Annotated in this window: 17 protein-coding genes and 1 tRNA gene; 9 read left to right on the plus strand and 9 right to left on the minus strand. The window is 68.9% G+C overall.

Annotated elements, in window-relative coordinates; translation table 11 throughout:
- Positions 1 to 51: 51 nt before the first annotated feature.
- From HNR09_RS03345 to HNR09_RS03355, 3 genes are all read left to right on the plus strand, one after another.
- Positions 52 to 2,088, plus strand: a complete 2,037-nt coding sequence (locus HNR09_RS03345) for a PTS fructose transporter subunit IIABC (RefSeq protein ID WP_179540759.1) — start codon at positions 52 to 54, stop codon at positions 2,086 to 2,088.
- 172 nt (positions 2,089 to 2,260) lie between these two features.
- A complete protein-coding gene (gene ptsP / locus HNR09_RS03350; protein WP_179540760.1) occupies positions 2,261 to 4,015 on the plus strand; it encodes a phosphoenolpyruvate--protein phosphotransferase in 1,755 nt (584 codons plus the stop codon).
- A gap of 99 nt (positions 4,016 to 4,114) precedes the next feature.
- Positions 4,115 to 4,387, plus strand: a complete 273-nt coding sequence (locus HNR09_RS03355; protein ID WP_179540761.1) for an HPr family phosphocarrier protein — start codon at positions 4,115 to 4,117, stop codon at positions 4,385 to 4,387.
- Positions 4,388 to 4,505: 118 nt separating this feature from the next.
- Here HNR09_RS03355 and HNR09_RS03360 read toward each other — a convergent pair whose 3' ends face one another.
- The 3 genes from HNR09_RS03360 to upp all read right to left on the minus strand — a co-directional run bounded on the left by HNR09_RS03360 (position 4,506) and on the right by upp (position 6,852).
- On the minus strand, positions 4,506 to 5,015 hold the full coding sequence (locus HNR09_RS03360) for a SixA phosphatase family protein (RefSeq protein WP_179540762.1): 510 nt from the start codon (positions 5,013 to 5,015) through the stop codon (positions 4,506 to 4,508).
- Positions 5,016 to 5,043: 28 nt separating this feature from the next.
- Entirely contained in the window at positions 5,044 to 5,856 is an 813-nt protein-coding gene (locus HNR09_RS03365) for a winged helix-turn-helix domain-containing protein (RefSeq protein WP_179540763.1), read from the minus strand.
- A gap of 360 nt (positions 5,857 to 6,216) precedes the next feature.
- The gene (gene upp / locus HNR09_RS03370; RefSeq protein ID WP_179540764.1) at positions 6,217 to 6,852 is read right to left on the minus strand and encodes a uracil phosphoribosyltransferase; all 636 of its coding nucleotides are present in this window, start codon (positions 6,850 to 6,852) and stop codon (positions 6,217 to 6,219) included.
- A gap of 43 nt (positions 6,853 to 6,895) precedes the next feature.
- Between upp and tadA the strand changes: the two genes are divergently transcribed.
- The 3 genes from tadA (at position 6,896) to HNR09_RS03385 (ending at position 8,245) form a co-directional block, all read left to right on the plus strand.
- Complete coding sequence (gene tadA / locus HNR09_RS03375) at positions 6,896 to 7,438, plus strand: tRNA adenosine(34) deaminase TadA (RefSeq protein ID WP_179540765.1); 543 nt, start codon at positions 6,896 to 6,898, stop codon at positions 7,436 to 7,438.
- Between the two features lie 142 nt (positions 7,439 to 7,580).
- Positions 7,581 to 8,102: an adenine phosphoribosyltransferase gene (locus HNR09_RS03380; protein ID WP_179542989.1), complete on the plus strand. Its 522-nt coding sequence runs from the start codon at positions 7,581 to 7,583 to the stop codon at positions 8,100 to 8,102.
- 52 nt (positions 8,103 to 8,154) lie between these two features.
- A tRNA-Ser gene (locus HNR09_RS03385) sits at positions 8,155 to 8,245 on the plus strand.
- Positions 8,246 to 8,347: 102 nt separating this feature from the next.
- Here the strand turns inward: HNR09_RS03385 and HNR09_RS03390 are convergent.
- The 4 genes from HNR09_RS03390 to HNR09_RS03405 all read right to left on the minus strand — a co-directional run bounded on the left by HNR09_RS03390 (position 8,348) and on the right by HNR09_RS03405 (position 12,461).
- Complete coding sequence (locus HNR09_RS03390) at positions 8,348 to 9,361, minus strand: LacI family DNA-binding transcriptional regulator (protein ID WP_179540766.1); 1,014 nt, start codon at positions 9,359 to 9,361, stop codon at positions 8,348 to 8,350.
- Positions 9,362 to 9,427: 66 nt separating this feature from the next.
- On the minus strand, positions 9,428 to 10,261 hold the full coding sequence (locus HNR09_RS03395; RefSeq protein WP_179540767.1) for a nitrilase-related carbon-nitrogen hydrolase: 834 nt from the start codon (positions 10,259 to 10,261) through the stop codon (positions 9,428 to 9,430).
- A gap of 7 nt (positions 10,262 to 10,268) precedes the next feature.
- Positions 10,269 to 11,435 carry a cupin domain-containing protein gene (locus tag HNR09_RS03400; RefSeq protein WP_179540768.1) on the minus strand — a complete coding sequence of 389 codons (1,167 nt, stop codon included), beginning with the start codon at positions 11,433 to 11,435 and terminating at the stop codon, positions 10,269 to 10,271.
- A 30-nt stretch (positions 11,436 to 11,465) separates the two neighbouring features.
- The gene (locus HNR09_RS03405; protein WP_179540769.1) at positions 11,466 to 12,461 is read right to left on the minus strand and encodes a nuclear transport factor 2 family protein; all 996 of its coding nucleotides are present in this window, start codon (positions 12,459 to 12,461) and stop codon (positions 11,466 to 11,468) included.
- A 193-nt stretch (positions 12,462 to 12,654) separates the two neighbouring features.
- Between HNR09_RS03405 and hisD the strand changes: the two genes are divergently transcribed.
- From hisD to HNR09_RS03420, 3 genes are read left to right on the plus strand one after another with little or no spacing between them, the layout of a single operon-like run.
- A complete protein-coding gene (gene hisD, locus HNR09_RS03410; RefSeq protein WP_179540770.1) occupies positions 12,655 to 13,980 on the plus strand; it encodes a histidinol dehydrogenase in 1,326 nt (441 codons plus the stop codon).
- Entirely contained in the window at positions 13,977 to 14,735 is a 759-nt protein-coding gene (locus HNR09_RS03415) for an SDR family NAD(P)-dependent oxidoreductase (protein ID WP_179540771.1), read from the plus strand. The genes hisD and HNR09_RS03415 overlap by 4 nt, the downstream gene beginning before the upstream one ends.
- Positions 14,732 to 15,481, plus strand: coding sequence for an HpcH/HpaI aldolase family protein (locus HNR09_RS03420; RefSeq protein WP_218881874.1), 750 nt, complete (start codon positions 14,732 to 14,734; stop codon positions 15,479 to 15,481). Before HNR09_RS03415 ends, HNR09_RS03420 begins: the two co-directional genes overlap by 4 nt.
- A gap of 65 nt (positions 15,482 to 15,546) precedes the next feature.
- Here the strand turns inward: HNR09_RS03420 and HNR09_RS03425 are convergent, their stop codons facing one another.
- Both HNR09_RS03425 and HNR09_RS03430 read right to left on the minus strand, forming a co-directional pair.
- A complete protein-coding gene (locus tag HNR09_RS03425) occupies positions 15,547 to 16,263 on the minus strand; it encodes an alpha/beta hydrolase (RefSeq protein WP_218881875.1) in 717 nt (238 codons plus the stop codon).
- Positions 16,263 to 16,688, minus strand: a complete 426-nt coding sequence (locus HNR09_RS03430) for a carbohydrate ABC transporter permease (RefSeq protein WP_343047579.1) — start codon at positions 16,686 to 16,688, stop codon at positions 16,263 to 16,265. The genes HNR09_RS03425 and HNR09_RS03430 overlap by 1 nt, the downstream gene beginning before the upstream one ends.
- Positions 16,689 to 16,693: the final 5 nt, after the last annotated feature.

Genomic DNA, 16,693 nt, shown 5'->3' on the forward strand with positions numbered 1-16,693 from the left:
CATCTGCCGGACCGCCACGAAACACCGCACCAGAACTGCGAGGCCCACGCCATGAACAGCATCATCACTCCGGAGCTCGTCAGCCTTGACGAGATCCGCCCCAGCGACAAGCGGGAGGTCATCGTCTCCCTGGCCTCCCGCGTCCAGCAGGCGGGCCGCACCACGGCCGCCGACTCCCTCGTCGCCGACGCCTGGGCACGTGAGGAGAAGTCCGCCACCGGCATGCCCGGCGGTGTGGCCATCCCACACTGCCGCACCTCGGCCGTCCACGAGGCTACGCTGGCCTTCGCCCGGCTGAACGAGCCGGTGGACTTCGGCGCCAAGGACGGCCCCGCCGACCTGGTGTTCTTCATCGCCGCGCCCGACGGCGCCGACAAGGCCCACCTGAAGATCCTCGCCGCCCTGGCCCGTTCGCTCGTGCGGAAGGACTTCGTCGCCGCCCTGCGCGAGGCCGCCGACGAGCAGCAAGTGGTGGACCTTGTCACCGAAGCGGTGGCCCCGGCGGTGGCCGAGCTTGAGGGCACCGCCGCCTCCCGGCCCGCCGACGCGGCACCCGCTGCGTCCGCGGCACCGGCCGCGCCCGCGCCGGGCACTCGGCGGCTGGTCGCCGTCACCGCCTGCCCCACCGGCATCGCCCACACCTACATGGCCGCCGACGCGATCAAGCAGGCCGCCGAGGAGAAGGGCGTGGAGATCCACGTCGAGACGCAGGGCTCGGCAGGCGCCACCGCGCTGCCCGCCGACGTCGTCTCGGCCGCCGACGCAGTGATCTTCGCCGTGGACGTCGACGTCCGGGACAAGGCCCGGTTCGCCGGCAAGCCCGTGATCCATGTGCCCGTCAAGCGCGGCATCGATGAGCCCCACGCGCTGGTCGACCGGGCGCTGGCCGCCGTGGACGACCCGAACGCCCCGCGCGTCTCCGCCGAGGAGTCCGGCGAGGAGTCCCACGCCGGCCCCGACGAGAGCTTCGGCAAGAAGACCCAGCGCGTGCTGATGACCGGTGTCTCCTACATGATCCCGTTCGTCGCCGCCGGTGGCCTGCTCATCGCGCTGGGCTTCCTGCTCGGCGGATATGACATCACCGAGGTCGCGGACGACGTCGCACTCGGCAACACTCTCTTCAACCTTCCCGACGGGGGGCTTCTCACCTACCTGGGCGCAGTGGCCTTCACGATCGGGGCGACCTCGATGGGATTCCTGGTGCCCGCCCTGGCCGGCTACATCGCCTACGGCATGGCCGACCGGCCCGGCATCGCCCCCGGCTTCACCGCCGGCATGGTCGCCGTGACCATGGACGCCGGATTCATCGGCGGCATCGTCGGAGGTATCCTCGCCGGTGCCGTGGCAGCAGGCTTCCGCCGTCTGGAGGTGCCCCGCTGGCTGGCCGGCCTGATGCCGGTGGTCATCATCCCGCTGATCGCCACCGCCGTCTCCTCCGGTCTCATGTTCCTGCTGCTGGGCGGACCCATCGCCCAGCTGACCACAGCGCTGGAGTCCTGGCTGTCCGGAATGACCGGCACCGCCGCGGTCGTGCTGGGCATCGTGCTGGGGCTGATGATGTGCATCGACCTGGGCGGTCCGATCAACAAGGTGGCGTACTCCTTCGCCGTGGCCGGTCTCGCCGCCGGCTCCATCACGGACAACCCGGGCCCGCTGATGATCATGGCCGCGGTCATGGCCGCCGGCATGGTGCCGCCGCTGGGAATGGCGCTGGCCACCTTCCTGGACCGGAGCCTGTTCACCGTCGCAGAGCGGGAGAACGGCAAGACCGCGGTGCTGCTCGGTGCCGCGTTCATCTCCGAGGGGGCGATCCCGTTCGCCGCGGCCGACCCGCTGCGTGTGCTCCCCTCAGCGATGGCCGGCGGTGCATTGACCGGAGCCCTGACGATGGCCATGGGAGTCACCTCCCAGGCGCCGCACGGCGGCGCGTTCGTGTTCTTCGCGATCGACTCCTTCGTCCTCTTCACTCTGGCCGTTCTCGCCGGATCCGTGGTGACCGCCCTTGTGGTCATCGCTCTGAAGCGGTGGACCCGCAGCACCCCACCAGCAGTTCCGGCCGCCGCCCAGCCCGCGGCGGCGACCGCCTGACCGGAGCAGCTCCGCCGCCCCTCGGCCACCCCCGGTGACCGGCCCCTGACCCCGCGACGATGCGGCGGCCCCGGCAGACCCCGGGCCCGCCGCATCGGCGTGCTCCCGCGCGGTCCGCGTCACAGGCCGTCCCGCGTGCCCAGATCCGCACCGCACCACCTAGGATTCATCCATGAGCTCCCCCGAGAACATCAGCACAGCCCCCGCTCAGCCTGCGAGCACCCTTCCGGGCACCCGGTTCACCGGAGTGGGGGTCTGCCCCGGACGCGCCGTCGGACCAGTGCTGTCCATGCCGGAGCCGGTCGCCGAACCGGAGAACGCCCCACGCGACTCGGGCCTCAGCGAGGCCAGCGCCGTCGAGTCCCTGGAGTCGGCCACGGCCGCCGTCGCCGAGCAGCTGCGCGCCCGCGCCGCGGAGGCCAGCGGGGACGCCAAGGGGGTGCTGGAGGCCACTGCCATGATGGCCACCGACTCCATGCTGAAGAAGGCGGCGCTCAAACGGATCTCTGGGGGCAAGACCGAAGAGCGGTCCTTCTACGAGGCTGCCGCCGAGGTCACCTCGATGCTCGCCTCCCTGGGCGGGAAGATGGCCGAGCGCCAGCGCGATGTCCGCGACGTGCGGGACCGCGTCATCGCACAGCTGCGCGGCATCACCCCACCGGGCATCCCGCACAGCGACACCCCGTTCATCCTGCTGGCTGAGGACCTCGCCCCGGCCGACACCGCCACGCTGGACCCGCAGAAGGTCCTGGCGCTCGTCACCCAGGACGGCGGACCGCAGTCGCACACCGCGATCATCGCCCGCTCCCTGGACCTGCCTGCGGTGGTCGCCGCGCCCGGAGTGCTGCAGATCGCCGACGGCACCGAGGTCCACGTCGACGGCGCCGCCGGCGTCATCGACACCGGGATCACCGAGGAGCTCCGCGCCGAGGTGGAGGCCCACCGTGTACGCCGCGCGCAGATCTCCGCATTCGACGGCGACGGCCGGCTCGCCGACGGCGCCGCACTGCCGCTGCTGGCCAATGTGGGCAACGGCGCTGACGCGCGTGCCGCCGCGGCGGCGGGCGCCCAGGGCGTGGGGTTGTTCCGCACCGAGTTCCTCTTCTTCGACCGCGACTCCGAGCCGAGCCATGAGGAGCAGGTCTCCGCCTACCGCGAGGTCTTCGAGGCATTCACCTCCCGGGGCACCGCCGAGGCTCCGGCGAAGGTCGTGCTGCGCACCCTCGACGCCGGCGCCGACAAGCCGCTGCCCTTCCTCACCGACTCCCAGGAGCCCAACCCGGCACTGGGCGTGCGCGGCTTCCGCACCGAGCTCTCCTCCCCCGGAGTGCTGGCCCGCCAGCTGGCCGCCGTCGCGGAGGCGGAGAAGGCTGCCGGGGAGGGCGTCGACGTCTGGGTGATGGCCCCGATGATCTCCACCGCCGAGGAGGCCGCCCAGTTCCGCACGATGGCCGAGCACGCAGGGCTGAAGACCCCAGGCGTGATGATCGAGGTGCCGGCGGCCGCGCTGACCGCCGGCCCGATCACCGAAGAGGTCGAGTTCGTCTCCATCGGCACCAACGACCTCACCCAGTACACGATGGCCTCGGACCGTCAGCTGGGTTCGCTGGCCGCCCTCAACGACGCCTGGCAGCCTGCGGTGCTGCAGCTCATCGGCGCCACCGGCTCCGCCTCCCACGGCCCAGTGGGCGTCTGCGGCGAGGCGGCCGCGGACCCCGCACTGGCTCCGGTGCTGGTGGGACTCGGCGCGACCTCTCTGTCGATGAGTGCCGCGGCCCTGCCTTCGGTGGCCGCCGTGCTGCGCACCGTCAGTCCCGCCCAGGCCGAGGAGCTCGCCGCGGCCGCGACCGCCGCACGCTCCTCGTCCGAGGCCCGCGCCGCCGTCGTCGCCCAGCTGCCGGCGCTGCAGGAGCTGGGCCTCGCCTGAGGCCCGGCACACCATAAGATGTGTACAGACCTGCGGCGGAGACGCCGCAGGGCACCACGCTCACCCGAGCACGACTCCAGACCAGCAGGAGGAGAACCCATGGCCCAGAGGACCGCAACCATCGGCTCCAAGGCAGGACTGCACGCGCGTCCTGCGGCCGTCTTCGCAGAAGCCGCAAGCGCACAGCCCGTGGAGGTGAGCATCGCGAAGGCGGACAGCCCCGAGGAGACCTTCGACGCAGGCAGCATCCTGGGCCTGATGGGCATCGGTGCCGAGTTCGGCGACCAGGTCGTGCTCACTGCTGAGGGCGACGGCGCCGATTCCGCTCTCGACGAGCTGGTACGCATCCTGGAGACCGAACAGGACGACTGACTCTCATCCTGCGAGGCCACGCAGCCCGACGCACGGAGGCCGGTGCGCGGATCCTGAGGATCTGCGCACCGGCCTCCGTGCGTCTGGGGTCCTGCTCAGCTCCGACGGTGCGCCGGCATCAGTCCCAGAAGTCCACAAGCCGAGAGTCCCGCCCGTCCAGCTCGGCCCAGGGCTTGTCGATGACGAAACGGGCCAGGCCCGCCGTCGGGTAGCGGGAGGCCAGGCGCAGCACCGGATCTTCCTGTGAGTCCACGGAGGCCAGCTCCATGCAGAGGTCCTGCACCGTGGGCAGGTGGCCGATGACCAGCAGCCGTCGCACGGTCTCCGGAGTCTCGTTGATGATGGCGAGCATGTGCCGGGACGAGGCCCCGTAGAGACGGCCGTCGAGGTACGGGGTGGGAGCCTTCTCGCCGAGCTCATGGTTGATCCAGAGGCAGGTCTGCCGGGTGCGCATGGCATCGGAGCAGACGGTGGCGTCCGGCATCACCTGCTGCTGCACCATCCGCTGCCCGACGGCGCGAGCCTGCTCCGCGCCATGGATGGTGAGAGTGCGGCCATGGTCGTCCTCGGAGAAGGCGTGCCCGGCCTGGGCGTGGCGGAGGACGAGCAGTTCGACGGAGTCGGTCATGATCTCCTCCCGGGGCGCGTGGCGCCGATCAGATGCTGTATTCGGGGGCGGCCCAGACGGTGACCTCGGGGTGCTCGTAGAACCGGTAGCCCTGGCCGCGCACGGTGCGCACCGTGTTCGCGAGCCGACCCAGCTTGGAGCGCAGCCGACGGATGTGCACGTCGATGGTGCGCTCGTTGGGCATCTGGTCCGCATCGATGTTGCGCCACAGGGCCTGCAGGAGCTCCTCACGGCCCACGGTGCGGGTGCCGTTCTCCACGAGGTAGTTCAGCAGCTCGAACTCCTTGTAGGTGAGATTGAGGCTCTCCCCGTCAAGCTTCACCTCACGCCGGGAGAGGTCGATCAGCACTCCGGAGTTCGTCGGGGCCTGCGGCGCGGCGATGGGCGCCTCCATGGTGCGGTGCCTGACGGTCGGATCACCGAGCGCCTGCCTCACGACGTCGAGATCGCTGCCCTCTGCGGCGGCCGATGCCATGGCCATCGCGATGTGGACCTGCGACTCCGGGGCGATGGACTCGACGTAGTCGCGCAGCTCACTGGCGATCTTGTGCAGCGAGGTGCCGGCGGCGGTGGCGGTGTCCTCGTCGAGGCCCACGTAGACGACGAACCCGCGGGCGACGACGTCGGGCTGCACCAGCTGGGGCCCTCCCCCGTTCTGGGCCACCACGGGGACCGGGCCGGTTCGGGGCTGGTCGGAGGACCTGGTGCGGCTGGACCTGCCCCGGGCTGCCTGCTCACCCCCGTCGCGCATTCGACGCGCGATCTCCGCACGACGTGCCGCGTTGCGCACGGACACGTGGACATACCCGGGGTTGGGGACCTGACTCGGACGTGCGGACATGTGCTGGTTCTCCCTGGCTACGGGCCGGTGGATTCGACCTCAAGACTCCACGTCATAAAAGAAAAAAGCAAGTAACAAAGCCTGGAATATTCCACATGCTGAGACCATGCGGCATGTTTGTGAGCAGGCTCACGTTTTCAGCGGGCGAACGAGGGCTCGCCAGACCGCGGAGGAAGACTGCAAGCGGCCTCGAGGAACGCCACAGAACCACCGTCGCAGGCGCCCCGGCGCTGTGGTGGACCGGAGGACAGCAGCGCCGAGCTCCGCCACCCGGACGTCGCCGGGCCTCCAGGCAAGGCGCGAATCATAGCGGCTGCAGCCGGGCGGCGCCTGACCAGGTCCTCCCAGGAGGGCCTGGACTCACTCCGCCAGCCCGTAGAGGCGGTCTCCGGCATCACCGAGGCCAGGCACGATGTAGGCGTTCTCATCGAGCCTCTCGTCGATGGCGGCCAGGTACAGGTCCACATCGAGATCGCCGACCTCCTCCTCAAGCCGGGCGATGCCCTCCGGGGCGGCCAGCAGGCAGATGCAGGTGACCTCGGCGGCGTTGCGGCGCTTGAGGAATCCGATGGCCTCCGCCAGGGTGCCGCCGGTGGCCAGCATCGGGTCGAGCACGAAGACGTGACGGCCGGTGAGGTCGTCGGGCAGACGTTCGGCGTAGGTGATGATGTCGAGGGTCTCCTCATTGCGCGCCATCCCGAGGAAACCGACCTCCGCGGTGGGGATCATCGACGTCATCCCGTCGAGCATGCCGAGGCCGGCGCGCAGGATCGGGACCACCAGAGGGGTGGGTCCGGACAGCTGGGTGCCCTCGGTCTCGGTGACAGGAGTGGTGATGGTGATCGGCTCGGTCGCGATCGAATCGCTGGCCTCATAGGAGAGCAGCATCACCAGCTCCTTGGTGAGCTGCCGGAAGTGGTTCGAGCTGGTCTCCACCCTCCGGAGCTGGGTGAGCTTGTGGGCGATGAGGGGGTGTTCCACGACCTGTACACGCATGCGACCAAACTACCAGGGCGTCGAGCGCCAGTACGCTGGTCCCATGCCCCCTGCCCCGCACCACGATCCGCGTCGCGGCCCGCCCTCCGTGCCCTCCCGGGACCCTCGGGATGCCGCCGTGCAGGCGGAGCTGGTCGGACGCTGCCTCGCCCTGGCCGAGCAGGCCGCCGCCGCCGGGGATGTGCCGGTGGGCGCCGTCGTCGTCTCCCCGGAGGGTGAGATCATCGGCGAGGGCCACAACACCCGCGAGGCCGACGGCGACCCGACCGGCCATGCGGAGATCATCGCGCTGCGCGAGGCCGCACGCCGGCGCGGCACCTGGCGGCTGAAGGACTGCACCCTGGCGGTGACCCTGGAGCCCTGCCCCATGTGTGCCGGGGCCATCGTGCTCTCCCGCATCCGACGGGTGATCTTCGGTGCCTGGGACGAGAAGGCCGGAGGGGCCGGCTCGGTGTTCGACATCCTGCGAGAACCGAGGCTCAACCATTGGGTAGAGGTCCACCCGGAGGTGCGGGCCGAGGAGTGTGCCGCCCAACTGAGCAGGTTCTTCGCGCAGCGTCTGCGGTCGAACCCAGGTGCGGAATGAGCCGGGCAGCTGGTGCGCACGAGATCCCTGCCACGGGAGCCGCCCGGAGGCCCTCACGGGTTGTTAGAGTTGCGCGGTGCCCTCCGCCCCATCTCCCTCCCCCGCACCCGGGTCCCGCGAACCGGCCCGCCACGACGCCGAGCTGACCGACTCTCTGGCCCGCGCCGAGGCGCTGATCACCCTGACCCCTGACTACCCGGAGCCGGGAGTGCTCTTCCGTGACATCTCGGCGCTGCTGGTGGACGCCGAGGCACTGCGCACGGTCACCGAGGCGCTGATCGCCCCCTTCGCCGGGACCTTCGACGTCGTCGCCGGGATCGAGGCCCGCGGCTTCCTCCTGGCCGGCACGATCGCCGCCACCTCAGGGGTCGGCATGCTGCCCATCCGCAAGGCCGGGAAGCTGCCGAACCCTGCCGCGAGCGTCGAATACCACCTGGAGTACGGCTCCGCGGTGATCGAGGCCCCCGGGGTGCTCGAGCCCGGAGCGCGGGTGCTGCTGGTGGATGATGTGCTCGCTACCGGAGGCACCCTGGCCGCCTCCCGGCAGATCGTCGCCGCGCTCGGTGGCGAGGTGGCCGGAGCCGCCGTCGTGCTCGAGCTCGAGGCACTGGGCGGCAGACGCACCGCCGGTGACGTGCACGCGCTGTTCCACGCCGCAGACTGAGGGGCCCCGATTGGAACCGGACGCGCTTCTTCGGTAGCATCTTCAGGTCTGAGGTGACGTGTCCGAGCGGCCGAAGGTGCGACACTCGAAATGTCGTGTACGGTAACCCCGTACCGTGGGTTCAAATCCCACCGTCACCGCCAGTTTCGAAGGCCCCTGACCAGGAGTTTCTGGTCGGGGGCCTTCGCTTTGTCCGGGTAGGCTTCGCGTGGCCTCCCCGTGTCCATGCGCAGCGTCGTCGAGGGTCACTCGGTCCGAAGGTCGCGCAGGGTCCCTCGCTCGATGAGCTCCGGTCGCAGGACGACACGCTGGGCAGGCTTCTCCCGCCCTTCCGGGCTCAGCCGTTGCACCAGCAGCCGTGCGGCGCTGGCTGCCATAGCGTCCAAGTCGTGCCCGATGGTCGAGAGCTGGAACGCCTCCCAGGAGGCGAGGGGGATGTCGTCGAAGCCCAGCACGCTGAGATCGCTCGGCACCTGAATCCCTGCGGTCATCGCCGCGTTGATGACTCCCATCGCGATCACGTCATTGCCGCAGAAGACCGCCGTCGGCCACTGGTCCGACGGCCGATCGACCAGCTGGCGCAGGCCCCGCTCCCCCGTCTCAGATTCGAACGGACCCTCGAGGGTGTTCTCCTCAGCCAGCCCGACGCCGGCATCGGCCAGTCCCATGATGAATCCGAGCTTCCGCTCCCGCCCGGTGCTCGTCTGGTCGGGACCGAATATCCCGGCGATGCGCCGATGACCCAGCTGGGTCAGGCGATGCGCGGCCATCCGCCCGCCCGCGACATTGTCCACCACGGCGGCATCCCCGCTGCCGTCTCCGGCCTCGCGGTTGAGGAAGACGAAAGGAAGGCCCCTCCGCCGGAGCTCCGCCGGCAGCGGCGAGCCGATGACCGTGGTCAGCAGCACCGCCCCGTCGATGGAGCCCGTCAGGAGCTGAGACGCGGCCATCCTCTGGTCCGACCGCTCCGTGAACACCATCATCCGGTACCCACGGGATTCCAGCTCATCGTGCAGCGGGGCGATGAGGTACGGATAGAACGGGTTGGTCAGGTCGCTGACGACGACGCCGATCCTGCGACTCTGCCGGGTGACCAGGCTGCGCCCGGCCTCGCTCGGGACGTAGCCGAGGGCCTCGGCAGCGTCGAGCACGGCCTGTCGGGTGCGGTCCGAGACCTTGGAATCCCCGCGGAGCGCGCGGGACACCGTCGGCTGCGAGACTCCTGCCAGCTTCGCGACGTCACGACTGGTGACTGCCATTCCCCTCCTCCTCCCGCAGACGGCCGGGGACTGACCGGCGCCTCATACCCTCCGTCAGGCTGACCTTCATGGACAGCCTATCCAGTAGAGCTCCGGACGACGGTCGTCCCACACGCCATTGCGGGGGCCCAGCGATTTGTTCCTGGAGCTGGCGGGATCCAGGTCCGCGGTGAGCACCACAGGACGCGCCGGACCGTCGTCGCCGGTGGCAGGGCCGGCCGCCGGATACCCGGTGTTCTCACAGATCACGCTTCCCCCGATCCAGTCGACGCCTCTCTCGTGTCCGCAGCGGTCGGCCACCACGATATGCACCTTGAACGCTCCGGCCACGGCCTGAGCCTTCACGACTTCGAGAGGCCGCTCGCCGGCCGGCCGCTCCAGCAGGGGCCAGTTGCACGGAGCCGCGATGATCTCAGCACCGGCCGCTGCCGCGGTCCCCACCCAGTCGGACATCTCCAGGTCATAGCAGATCAGCACGGCCAACCTGCCCACCGCGGTGTCGATGACGAGCGGGGCGGCATCCCCCGGGGTGAAGAAGTCGGACTCCCGATCCCAGAGGTGGGCCTTCCTGTAGCACCCCAGGAGCTCACCGTCCTGGACGACCATCGCACTGTTGTGGACGGCGCCGCCCTCGCCCAGCTCGCAGAATCCGGCCACGATGACGCTTCCGGTTTCCTGCGACAGGCGTCGGATGCCGGTGACGTACGGTCCGTCCAGCGGTTGGGCGGCGAGCCGGGCCTCCTCGATCGACTCGAACACGTACCCGCTGAAGGCCAGCTCGGGGAGCACGATCAGCTGGGCTCCCGCCGACGCCGCCTCCCTCACTGCGGCGTCGACGGCCTCCGCACCGGGATCGTCCACGTCCACGTCCACCTGACATGCGGCTACTCGGATCGTCACCGCGGGCTCAGTCGTCCTCCGTCGCCGTCCGCAGGACGGAGGCGGGGGCGCGGTAGTGGTTGGGGTCCAGGACCACGCCGGCCTCGGAGGCCGCGCGCACCGTCTCGTCCGACCATTCGATCAGCACTCGTCCGTCACCGCCGGTGACCACGAGCAGCTCGCCGGCGCCCACCTCGGCGGACCGCCCAGGCTCAGCATCGATGAGCTCCATGGATCGCCACGTGCCCTCAGGGATGGACAGGGTGTCCATGGGACCGAGTTCCACGGCTCTCTCATCAGTGCCGTCACGGAGCGTGATCCGCCAGCGTCCGGCCTTGGCGGTGACCACCGAGACCTGATCATGACGGTGCGTGAGGACGCCCTCGCCCGGGACCGCGCGCAGCCAGGCCAGGTTGAAGCTGTGCGGCTCCGTCAGACGAGGCGCGGCACGGCGGTCCTCGCTCAGGCCATAGCCGATCACGAGGCTCAGCTCAGCACCGCCTCCGGGCAGCTCTGAACACAGGAACGGCCGCGTGACCCACTGTCGGTCGCCCTCCTGCGTAACGCGCGCCCGCATTTGGTCGACCGAGTAGCTGTCGAGCGCATCGATCTCGGACTGGTCCATGGGGGTGATGAGGTCCGCGTCCTCCGGCACGACGTCTCCGGCCAGCGTGTCGATCAGCTGATTGGACGCGGTGAGGTGCAGCCCGTGGGACTCCGCCTCGCGCAAGACCGAGGGCCCCCAGATGATGCCGCCGGTGTCACTCTGCCCGAGCACCGTCAGGAGGATCCCGTCGTCGGGTCCGATGTTGGTGAAGCCCCGGAAGATCCACGACGGGACGGAGATGACGTCGCCGTCGGTGGAGACGTACTCCCCCTGCTGACCGTCGGCACCCCAGCGGACGCGGAACTCCCCGCCGAAGTTGATGAACACCTCAGCGGTGAAGTGCAGGTGCAGGCTGTTCGTCAGGCCATTGGGCATTCCCGCCGCCCCCAGGTTGAATCCGTGATCCTCCTGGAGATTGATGAACTGCTCGGAGCTCTGGGAGACCCCCACGCCGATGAACGAGTAGTTGTCCTTCTTGTCCGACCCCGGTGTGCGGCAGTCGATGAACGCCGCCTTGCACGGCACCCAGTCCTGACGCAGGATCGTCCGCTTCTCGAGCTCCTGGTCGAAGGTGATGGTCTCTGTCATGATGTCTCTCCTTGTTGCTGCCTGCAGACGTCAGTAGATGTTGGTGAAGGGCACGTCGCCGTCACCGCGGGTGCTGTTGATCTGGGAGCGGAGGGCGATCTCGTCGTAGACCCGAACCTCCCTCTCGATGCGCCCGTCCCGGATGAGGAACTGCGAGATGCCCAGCACGTCCACAGGCTTCCCCGTCAGCGGGCCGAAATGGTCCATGCCGCTGTAGGTGCCGGTCATCTTCCAGGTCACCGCGACGCGCAGCCCGGCATAGCGCTCCGCGTGGTTGGTCTGGACGTCCCGGACTTCGAACTGTGCGTCGGGGAACGGCGAGAGCATCCGGAGGAGTTCCCGCTGGTATCCGTCAGGACGGAGCACGGTCCGGTCACCAATGGTGTGGAGGAAGAGGTCGCGCACCATGAAATCGGGCAGTCGGCTCAGATCCCGGCGGTTCCACACGGTCTCGATGAACTCCAGGACCATCTCGCACTCAGAGCGGAAGTCGTCCGGGCGCGGCCCGCTGTCGCCGACGCTCAGGACGTCTTCCGGAGCCGGCTCGAGGAAGGACCCCACGTAGCCCTGGAACGTCCTGCTGCGCGCCACCTCGTCGGGGTCCTGGCCCAACTGGAGCACATGGGCGAGATCATCACGCGCGACCCACTCCTCGACCATGCGACCGCGACGGTAGAGGCAGTTCGCGATCGTCCGGTGTCGGATCTCCTGGGGCGACGCACCGATGGACAGCGCGTCGGAGGAGAAGACCAGGTGGGAGCTCAGAAACGCGTCGTCTCCACGAGCCTCCCAGATGACGTCCTCCGCCTGGCCAACATGCTGAGGAGTCTCCGCGATCCGCATCAGGGAGCCTTCGACGACGCCGTCGCGACCGACCACCGTGCCGAGCGAACCGTGGACGATCGAGTCCGGCTGATAGTTCTCCTCGATGAATCCGATGTTTCGTTGCACCCAGATCAGATCAGTCACCTCGCGGATGAAATCGTCCGGGTCCTGCCACGGCTCATAGGCCACCTTGTCCAGCATGCTCTCGCTCTCCTCCTCGTCGTCGACTCGCCCCGACCCTTCTGCGGATGACGGGGTGCATTCGTATGCATCGTAGGTGAGTGTCATTCCTCACGCAAGAGGGATTCAGCGACTTTTCTACACTTTTTCCAAGCTCTTGACGCACACAGGGCGGGCATGCTTGATTGTGTATACGTATTCAGAAAGGTCATCCATGGCGTATCACCTCAAATCAGCCACCACCTCCTCGTTCACGGACCGCACCCATGAGGACACCTCGCAGCGCGTCCGCGCCATCGTGGAGGAGATCCGCAGGGACGGATCCGCCGCCGTCCGGCGGTACTCCGAGACATTCGACAGCTGGAACCCCGAGACCTTCCGCCTCGATGAGGCCACGATCGACCGCGTCATCCGTTCCCTACCCCGGCAGGTCATCGATGACATCGTCTTCGTCCAGGACCAGGTCCGGAACTTCGCCCAGGCACAGCGGCAGTCCCTGCAGGACGTCGAGGTCGAGACGCTGCCCGGCGTGACCCTCGGTCACCGCCACATCCCCATCGACGCCGTGGGCGCGTATATCCCCGGCGGCCGCTACCCCCTCACCGCATCAGCCCACATGACCATCGTGACCGCCAAGGTCGCAGGGGTTCCCCGAGTGGTGGCCTGCACCCCTCCGATTCGGGGCCAGGTCCCCGCGGCCACGATCGCAGCGATGCACCTGGCCGGAGCCGATGAGATCCACGTCCTCGGAGGGGTCCAGGCCGTCGCCTCGATGGCCGTCGGCACCGAGGAGATGGATCCCGTCAACCTGATCGCCGGCCCCGGCAATGCGTACGTGGCCGAGGCCAAACGCCAGCTGTTCGGCGAGGTGGGCATCGACCTGTTCGCCGGTCCGACGGAGATCCTCATCGTCGCCGACGAGACGGCAGACCCGTTCACCGTCGCCGTCGACCTGCTGTCCCAGGCAGAGCACGGCCCGGATTCCCCGGCCGTCCTGGTGACGACGTCGGACAGCCTCGGTCGCAAGGTCATGGAGCTGGTCGAGAAGATCCTGCCCGGTATGTCGACGGAGGACTTCGCCGCCCCTGCCTGGCGCGACCATGGCCAGGTCGTGGTCTGCGACGATCTCGACGAGGCTTGGTCGGTCGCAGACTCCATGGCCTTCGAACACGTCCAGGTGTTCACCGCAGAGCCCCGGGAGGCGCTTGACCGCATGTCGAACTACGGTGCGCTGTTCCTCGGCGAGGAGACGTGCGTCTCCTACGGGGACAAGGTCATCGGGACCAACCACGTCCTGCCGACCCTCGGCGCGTCCCGCTACACGGGAGGCCTCTGGGTCGGCAAGTATCTGAAGACGGCCACCTATCAGAGGATCACCGACACCGGCAGCAGCGCAGAACTGGGCAGAGTGTGCGGCCGCGCGGCGCGCGTCGAGCTGTTCGAAGGTCATGCACGATCCGGTGACGTGCGGGCCTGGCGCTACGCCGGCGAGACCTTCGACTGGATCGACGAGGTCCTGGACAAGGAGGTCACCGCATGAGCGCGCTGACGGGCCGCACAGCCCTGGTGACCGGCGGCGGCACCGGCCTCGGAGCCGCCATCGCGACGGCACTGGTCCAGGAGGGCTGCCGCGTGGTGGTCGTCGGCCGACGCGAGGCTCCGCTGCGGGCCCTCACCGACGAGCTCGGAGCACCGGCGCATGCAGAGACCTGCGACGTCAGCGATCCCGACAGCGTGACGAGTCTGGCTGCACGTCTCAGCGACGAGGACATCTCCATCGTCATCAACAACGCCGGCGTCGCAGGCCCGGTCTCCCCGCTGGTCGATGTCTCCCCCGAGGAGTGGGATGACGTCTTCGGAGTCAATGTCCGCGGCACGTTCCTGATCTGCCGCGCCTTCCTGCCGGGGATGATCCGCCGCGGTTCGGGGGACATCATCAACATCGCCTCGGTCTCCGGCAAGCGGCCGCTGACCGCTCGGACTCCCTATTGCGCCTCCAAGATGGCGGTCATCGGGCTGACCTCGACGCTGGCGTTCGAAGTCGGTGAGCATGGCATCTCGGTCAACTCCCTCTCACCGGGCCCGGTGGAGAGCGCACGCATGGAACGCAACTTCCGCCTGGAGGCCGAACGGACAGGCACCGACCCGGAGACGGCGCGCGTCGCCTTCGCGGGTCGCTCCGCGCTGGGCCGGCTCGTCGACCCTGACGAAGTGGCCCGATCCGTCGTGGCGATGCTGGGGATGCCCGGGATGACCGGGGCAGACGTCGACCTCTCTGCTGGGATGGTGGCATGATGTCCGCACCGAAGCGTCAGCTCAGACGACGGCTCTCCGACGGCGAGCAGGTGACCGGGTGCCTGCTGAGGATGCCGGCCGAGGAGACGGTGGAGATGCTCGGCGTCGCCGGATTCGACTTTGTGCTCATCGACTGTGAGCACGGCCCGGCCGACGTCACCGCGCTGCGACAGCACATCGCCCTGGCTCAGCTGCACGGCATGGCACCTCTGGTGCGGGTCGGGCTCCATGAGCATCAGCTCATCCTGCGTGCCCTGGACCAGGGTGCCGAAGGCATCGTGGCCCCGCACATCGACACAGCCTCCGATGCGGATGAGCTCGTCGACGCCGTGCACTACCCCCCGCTGGGCCACCGAGGCTTCGCGACCTACTCACGGGCGGGCCGATTCGGCACCGTCTCGGCCGACGAACACCACGCACGATCACGGCAGGAGACCTTGGTCATCGCGATGCTGGAGTCCCCGGAAGCCGCGGGGAACGCGGGAGAGATCCTCAGGCGCCCCGGGGTGGACGGCTGCCTGATCGGCACCGCGGATCTGCGGGCGTCCCTCGACTCCGGCAGCCTCACCTTCGCCGAGGCCTTGGCGCTGATCCGGCGTCAGTCCTGGGATGCAGGAAGCTTCAGAGCCGATCTGGCCTCCTCGCGCACGGATGCGGAGAAGGCACTGGACGACGGCGCCCAGCTCGTCGTCTACAACCTGGCCCACATCATGATGGACCTCTTCGGCACGCTCAGGGGATCCTGACCTCCTGAGCACAGACGTGGACGGTGGCCGGACCTCATGGGTCTGACCACCGTCCACGTCTGTGTTCAGGTCCGCAACCAGCTCTCGACGCCGGCGACGACCCCCTGCGGATCCTCCAGGGTCAACAGGTGCCCTCTCTCCGGCAGCACGGTCAGGCGCGAGCCAGGCACCAGCGACTCCATCTCCCGGTGCGTGGCGACGGGACACAGCGCGTCCCTGCCCCCGGCGACGATCATCGTCGGGACGCTGACCTTGGCAAGGGCGGCGCGCTCATCGACGCGAGTGGACTGCATCATCAGCTGGCTGGCCAGATCGGCGTCCCCGACCTCGTCCGCCATGTCCAGGACCATCGCCTCCAGAGCGTCGCGCGTGTCCGGAGCCAGGAGCGCCGGCAGCAGCTCCTCCTGGAGCTGCCGCGACGACGCGCCTGCCGTCAGCCGCTCCCTCAGTGCCTGCCAGCTCCTGAGCTGGCCCGGCGTCGGTGCACAGGGATTGGTCGCCATCAGACACAGACGCGACACGCGCCAGGGCGCGGTGCGAACCATGGCCATCGCCACGATCCCGCCGAGACTCAGCCCCGCGGGAGCGAATCGATCGGGCAGCCTCTCCAGCAGGCCGTCCACACAGTCCTCGATGCTGGAACCGGTCAGCGACTCGCTGCGAAGCTCTCTCGTGACTCCCTGCGCTTCGAGTCTGGCGATGACCGGTTCCCACATCCGGGATGAGCAGTTCATCCCCGGCAGGAACACCACCGGCCCCTCGGACGGCTGCACATCCCTCACTACTTGCCAGCCCCTTCTGAGAGGCCTGCCACCAGGTACTTCTGGGCGACGAACGCGAACAGGACGACCAGCAGGGTCAGAAGGATGGACGCCGCTCCGACCTGCTGCAGCATGGGCAGGGTCTGGCCCAGCTGCGAGGCGATGAACAGCGGAACCGTCATGGCCTGGGAATCCGTCAGGATCAGCGGTGTCAGGTACTCCTGGAAAGCGAAGAGGAACATGAAGACCCCTGCCGTGAGGATTCCCGGTCCCATCATGGGGATGATGACCCTCCGCAGGGCTTGGAAGCGGGTGCACCCATCGATCATGGCGGCCTCATCCACCTCCTCCGGAAGCCTCACGAAGAAGTTTCTCAGCAGCCAGATGCTGAATGGCTGGTTGATCGCCACCAGGGCCGCCGAGAGCGCCAAGGTCGTGTCGTGGATGCCGA

Origin of the sequence: Nesterenkonia xinjiangensis (assembly GCF_013410745.1) — a bacterium.
Lineage (GTDB): Bacteria > Actinomycetota > Actinomycetes > Actinomycetales > Micrococcaceae > Nesterenkonia > Nesterenkonia xinjiangensis.